Here is a 5,275-nt window from a genome sequence, read left to right on the forward strand (position 1 = left end):
CCTCGGGGTTAAACGGCCCAGCATGGGTGATATGCAAGACGCTACCATCCTGAATACTACAACGTTTACCAATGCGAATCCGATGCATATCACCACGTATGACAGCATAAGGCCAGACTGAAGAATCCTCGCCAATCTGTACATCGCCAATAATCACTGCTGTGGGATCCACCCACACGTTTTCCGCCAATTGTGGTGTGAGGTTGTTAAATGGGCGCACGTTTGTTTTCATATTGATCTCCTTTTAGACAAGCCTGTACTTGCAGGCCATTGGCGTTAACTCCAGTAATCAAAACCCGCTGTCCTACCTCCAGGGGCGCTTGCGCATAAGCCGCATAAAAGGAATCCTCCACACGTACACGCCCCCGTCCTTCCGCAAAATTCTGACTTACAATGGCCTCTTGCCCCACCAACTGATCTAACCCCTGATTTAACTTAGAACGGGATGAGGATTTTTCTGTGTTTGACCAACGAATACCCACTAACACCGCCCCTACAATGCTAACGGCCAACACGAAAAGCTGCAAAATGACCGGCGCTGTAGGGAATAGCCACAAGAAAATCCCCACTACCACGGTGCCCAAGCCTATCCACATTAAAAAAGCCCCTGGCAGGACAATCTCAAGTAACAGCAACAATAACGCCGCACTCCACCAATACCATGGCGAATCAAAAAGCGCATGAATCATGATGACTTCACTTGTTTTAATAGCTCTGAAACCCCAGCCACAGCACCGGTAACACCCGCTGCCTCGATAGGCATAAGCACCAACTTACTGTTGTCCGATGTGCCAATTTTTTGAAGTGCCTCTACATATTTCACACCAAGAAAATACTGAATAGCTTGCACATCGCCCTCTTGAATCGCAGCCGACACATCACGTGTAGCACGGGCTTCCGCCTGCGCTTCGCGTTCGCGAGCTTCTGCGATCAGTATCGCTGCCTGCTTTTCCCCCTCGGCGCGCAAAACAGCAGCCTGTCGCATTCCTTCGGCTTGTAAAATCTCCGCCTCTTTATCGCCATTGGCTTTGGTGACCACTGCACGACGATGGCGTTCTGCCGTCATTTGTAAATTCATGGCTTCCTGTAGCTCGGGCGACATATTTAAATCTCGTATTTCAATACGAGTAATTTTAATCCCCCATGGTGCCGTAGCGGCATCCACTGCTGCTAATAATCGCTCATTGATTTCCTCGCGATTAGAAAGCATATGATCGAGCTCCATCGACCCCAACACCGAGCGTAAATTAGTCGTGGTCAAATTAATCACCGCATGCGTAAGATTATCCACTTGATAAGCCGCCTTAGGCGCATCAATAATACGAAAAAACACCACCCCATCAGCTGTTACTGCTGCATTATCCCGACTAATTACGGTTTGAGAAGGAACATCTAAGACGGACTCCATCATGGATAACTTATGGCCAACTCGATCCATAAAAGGCACAATTAAACTTAAGCCCGGCTCTAAGGTACGCGTATAGCGCCCAAAACGCTCCACCGTCCATTGCTGTCCTTGAGGCACTACTTTGACTCCACCAGCGATTACCGCTATTGCCAACACCACTAACAAACCACTAAAAGATAATAAGGCGTCCATGCTTGCTCCAAAAAATAAGCCGATAACGCATTATCGGCTTATACAGTAATAAATTAAACCTCTACAAGACGCTATAAGCGAATGCCTGAGCTATTAAAAACGATAAATAGAAGCCACGCCAGAGTCTGTCGGCATATAACGGGTAGGGATCACCATAACCTGACCACTGCGGCGTAGTACCATTTCCGCTAAATCATCCAATATATCCTCGGCATCAGGAGCCGTAAAATCGCTTAACAGCTCAACCTGACGCGAATCACGATGGATACGCCCAGCGAGCCGTTTATCCGCATCGATGAGTAAGGTTTCCACTCGCCCATCCAGAATGGCAGCTAAAGTACGCTGCAAATCCCCATTAGCCAAGCCAGTTCCATGCTGCTGATTAAATGTAGCTACTGTATCCTGTACGCGTTTAGCTGCTATCGGCTCAACAATCCCCCAAACTTTTTGACGTAATTGATCTACAGTCAAGGCTGACGGATCAATCGACACGCCCTGCTCTAGCAAGTAGGGATTATTAGACAGCTTACGAAACACCCCTTGATACTCTGCGAGCGTCACCAAGACCAATGGAAGCTGACTGTGCTTACTCACATGCTCGTGAACAGCTTTATCCACCACTCGGAAAAAGCGCTCCACATCCACTTCTAAGGCATCATTTTTGCCCCCATGGCCATGATGCATGGCCATTCCTGGTCGAGCCGCCGGCCCTAGGCCATAATTTGCAACTTTTTGGTAAGGCTCCGTTAACTCTGTACCAAGCGCTTTATCCACGGTATCCGGGAAATCGTGATCAAACACCACAAAGTCCAACGCATCCCGATTACCCTCAAATACTTTGATCGCAGAACGTGTTAAACACAATACTTGAAAGCGATCTTGGGTTTGGGTTTGTCGCAATAAGGGCTTGATATGCCATGAATCCGATACCACGGCAAAATCTGGCGTAGCCCGCTGCAAATGAAAGACCTCAAAACGATCGGCATTCGCCAAAACCGCTATACCATCTAGCGTATGCTGCCAAAAATCCAGATTTTCTGCTAAGTCATAAAAAGGCTTAAGCAAAGACTGATATTCCTTAGCGGGGTATGTGGAGTCTAAAGACTGCTCCAACTGCTTGACTAAGTTTTTGTAGCGTATCGGGTCTTGCGCGTTCTCGGGGTGGCTCCGATGAGTGGCTTGATACAACGATAAACAAGGCCCCTCTTGCTTTTGAAGCAAAGACTGCAAATTTTGTATATTGAGCTGCTGCATAATGCCTCCTAATGTAGGTAAAGGATGGGTAAGCACAATCAAGCAAGCAGATCTTATTTGTTTTGTGCTTTTCCTATCGCCGAAGTAAGCACTCGATTTAACTGGCGTGTGGCCTCTGTAATCGCTAGAACGATATTATCTGCACGATGCTCCGCACTGACTGGCTGCATCCCTGCTGGCCGCGCCTCCACAAGACAACGTTTGTCTTCTGCTCCGGCTTTACCACTATTCACATCCGATAAGTGATATTCCACACGCGTTAAGTGTTGACGCTGGTGCTTCAGCTCTTGGGTTGCTATCGCTTCGATACGCTCGCGCAAGCTTTCTGTATTTTGAATGTGATTATCTGTATTTATTTGTATTTGCATAAGACATCCTTATTCATTAATAAAATCACACAAAAGCCAAGATATTTATGATCTTGCTTTATTCCATAGTACCTTATTTTAATTTTTTTGTTCGCTCCAAAGCTTATTCGTATTTTTTCTTTTCAATTTCTTTCAATTCGCATAACCATAACCGCAAAGTAAGAACAACTAGGAAAAACCCCAATAGTATGATATACTATATCTTTAACCCAAATAATTAATAATTACAGGAGTTCTTTATGTTTAAACACATTTTGCCTCAAGAAGCACACGTTCATTCCCGTGCCCAACAACCTACTTTTGACCGTCATCTACAACAATCTGCTTTTGCCCCACTTGCTACGGCGGTCCACTCTGGCGCTACTCGTCTTTTAAAACGTTTATCTAGTCGACGTTTCTCATAATGAAAAAGCCGCGTTGTTATACGCGGCTTTTTTTATATCGATACCATCCCAACAATTAGGGCTGATGACTTTGATGAGAACGCTTTAGCACCAACCCAAGAGCCAACATGCCCCAGCCTTGAAATATCAAATCAATAGCAAGCAAAACCCCCAAGATCACCAGACTGTTTTCCGGCCATCCCATGGCTATTAACAACCCCGTCAACAGACTCAAAACCCCACTCAGGGCTAACCACCGCCACCCTTGTTGCGCACGATTCTGATACCAAATCCATAAACGCAATGCTCCCATCGCTATTAACGCGCCACCTAGCAAGAGAGTTAAGACCGCCGCCCCCGCCACAGGGTTAGCTAAAGCGAACACCCCAGCCAATACATAGAGCACCCCCACTACGCTCCACCAAGCAAATGCTTGCCAAGGTTTTAACCCCCATGCATGCACTAATTGCGCTGCCCCACCAATAATCATTAACATCGCAATGAAAACAACACTGGCCAAAGTAGCCGCAATCACATAGATCATGGCGAGCCCACCCAGTAGTAATAACACCACACCAAGCCCGACAAACCACCCCCAACGCGCACGCAGCTGTTGTAATACATGAGCAAGCGCTTTTGCTTTATCCCCATTCATCATCTACTCCTTAATTAAGCTCTACATTATTTTTCATCATAAATCCATTTTCGTCTAATATAAATGATGAATGCTTCTCATTTATATTTAATTTTTACTGACTCATTTCATTATGACTAAACAAACAGATAACTTCTGGCATCAGCGCTTTCTTCAAGATAGCTACTTCTATGGCACACAGCCTAATGACTTTTTAAAAGCGCAGGCCCATGTTTTACCTAAAGGTGGTCGCGTGCTTTCCATTGGCGAGGGCGAAGGCCGTAATGCCGTATTTTTAGCCGAGCAAGGCTTTGAGGTCACCGCGCTTGATGCAGCGCAATCCGGTTTAGATAAGGTTCAGCGTTTGGCCACAGAGCGTGGTGTAACTGTGAACACCCTGTGCGTGGATTTAAATGACTATGTCTTCGAACCACAACAATGGGACGCTATTATTAGCATTTTTTGCCATCTCCCCCCTGCATTACGAACCCGTGTACATCAAGGCGTAGCTCAGGCTCTCAAAGCAAATGGGGTATATCTTTTAGAGGCCTACGTGCCTAAGCAACTACAGTACGGTACAGGCGGCCCCAAAAGCTTAGACCTGTTATATCAAGCTTCTAGCTTAAAACAAGATTTACAAGGTTTGGATTTTCTCCTGCTTGAAGAAGTCGAACGAGAAATTTATGAGGGAGATGGTCACCATGGTCTATCCGCAGTTGTGCAGCTCATCGCTAAAAAAAACGCCTAATCCCTAAGCCGTAGTGGCGGACCCTCATAAATAAAACGCGGGTACGATTGCGCTAATTGAAAATGTACGCTTATAGTGTGAGTCAAAGCATGAATCACACCATAACCAGCGGGCTCTAAGCTTGTTTCAGCCGCACCAGTTTGTGTCGAGTGAAAATGGTGCTGGTGACTGGTACCCGCCACCGTCGCAAAGGGCACCCCCTGCCAGACGCCTGCGGCAGGACGATGCACATGGCCTGCAAACATATAAGCCACTTTTTGCGTGCTAGTTATTAACTGCATCACCGCC

General features: G+C 46.5%; 7 protein-coding genes and 2 pseudogenes. 2 read left to right on the forward strand and 7 right to left on the reverse strand.

The window, feature by feature from the left end; all coding sequences use genetic code 11:
• The 5 genes and pseudogenes from Q1V74_RS05335 to Q1V74_RS05355 all read right to left on the reverse strand — a co-directional run.
• Positions 1-232 (reverse strand): annotated as a pseudogene (locus Q1V74_RS05335) (gamma carbonic anhydrase family protein); the annotation flags it as partial.
• The gene (locus Q1V74_RS05340; RefSeq protein ID WP_300647384.1) at positions 207-689 is read right to left on the reverse strand and encodes an NfeD family protein; all 483 of its coding nucleotides are present in this window, start codon (positions 687-689) and stop codon (positions 207-209) included. The pseudogene Q1V74_RS05335 and the gene Q1V74_RS05340, both read right to left, overlap by 26 nt.
• Positions 686-1,600: an SPFH domain-containing protein gene (locus Q1V74_RS05345; protein ID WP_260650460.1), complete on the reverse strand. Its 915-nt coding sequence runs from the start codon at positions 1,598-1,600 to the stop codon at positions 686-688. Before Q1V74_RS05345 ends, Q1V74_RS05340 begins: the two co-directional genes overlap by 4 nt.
• Positions 1,601-1,693: 93 nt before the next feature.
• A complete protein-coding gene (locus Q1V74_RS05350) occupies positions 1,694-2,854 on the reverse strand; it encodes a hypothetical protein (protein ID WP_300647385.1) in 1,161 nt (386 codons plus the stop codon).
• A 53-nt stretch (positions 2,855-2,907) separates the two neighbouring features.
• The gene (locus tag Q1V74_RS05355) at positions 2,908-3,222 is read right to left on the reverse strand and encodes an HPF/RaiA family ribosome-associated protein (protein WP_260650458.1); all 315 of its coding nucleotides are present in this window, start codon (positions 3,220-3,222) and stop codon (positions 2,908-2,910) included.
• A 239-nt stretch (positions 3,223-3,461) separates the two neighbouring features.
• Between Q1V74_RS05355 and Q1V74_RS05360 the strand changes: the two genes are divergently transcribed.
• Entirely contained in the window at positions 3,462-3,626 is a 165-nt protein-coding gene (locus tag Q1V74_RS05360; protein WP_260650457.1) for a hypothetical protein, read from the forward strand.
• Positions 3,627-3,681: 55 nt separating this feature from the next.
• On the opposite strand, the gene Q1V74_RS05365 is transcribed toward Q1V74_RS05360, so the two are convergent.
• The gene (locus tag Q1V74_RS05365) at positions 3,682-4,263 is read right to left on the reverse strand and encodes an HdeD family acid-resistance protein (RefSeq protein WP_300647386.1); all 582 of its coding nucleotides are present in this window, start codon (positions 4,261-4,263) and stop codon (positions 3,682-3,684) included.
• A 109-nt stretch (positions 4,264-4,372) separates the two neighbouring features.
• On the opposite strand from Q1V74_RS05365, the gene Q1V74_RS05370 reads away from it, so the two are divergent.
• Positions 4,373-4,987 carry a class I SAM-dependent methyltransferase gene (locus Q1V74_RS05370; RefSeq protein WP_300647387.1) on the forward strand — a complete coding sequence of 205 codons (615 nt, stop codon included), beginning with the start codon at positions 4,373-4,375 and terminating at the stop codon, positions 4,985-4,987.
• Here the strand turns inward: Q1V74_RS05370 and Q1V74_RS05375 are convergent.
• A pseudogene (locus Q1V74_RS05375) lies at positions 4,984-5,275 on the reverse strand (phosphodiesterase); the annotation flags it as partial. The gene Q1V74_RS05370 and the pseudogene Q1V74_RS05375 sit on opposite strands and share 4 nt — an antisense overlap.

It is taken from the genome of Paenalcaligenes sp. (genome assembly GCF_030152715.1).
GTDB classification, from domain to species: domain Bacteria; phylum Pseudomonadota; class Gammaproteobacteria; order Burkholderiales; family Burkholderiaceae_B; genus Paenalcaligenes; species Paenalcaligenes hermetiae.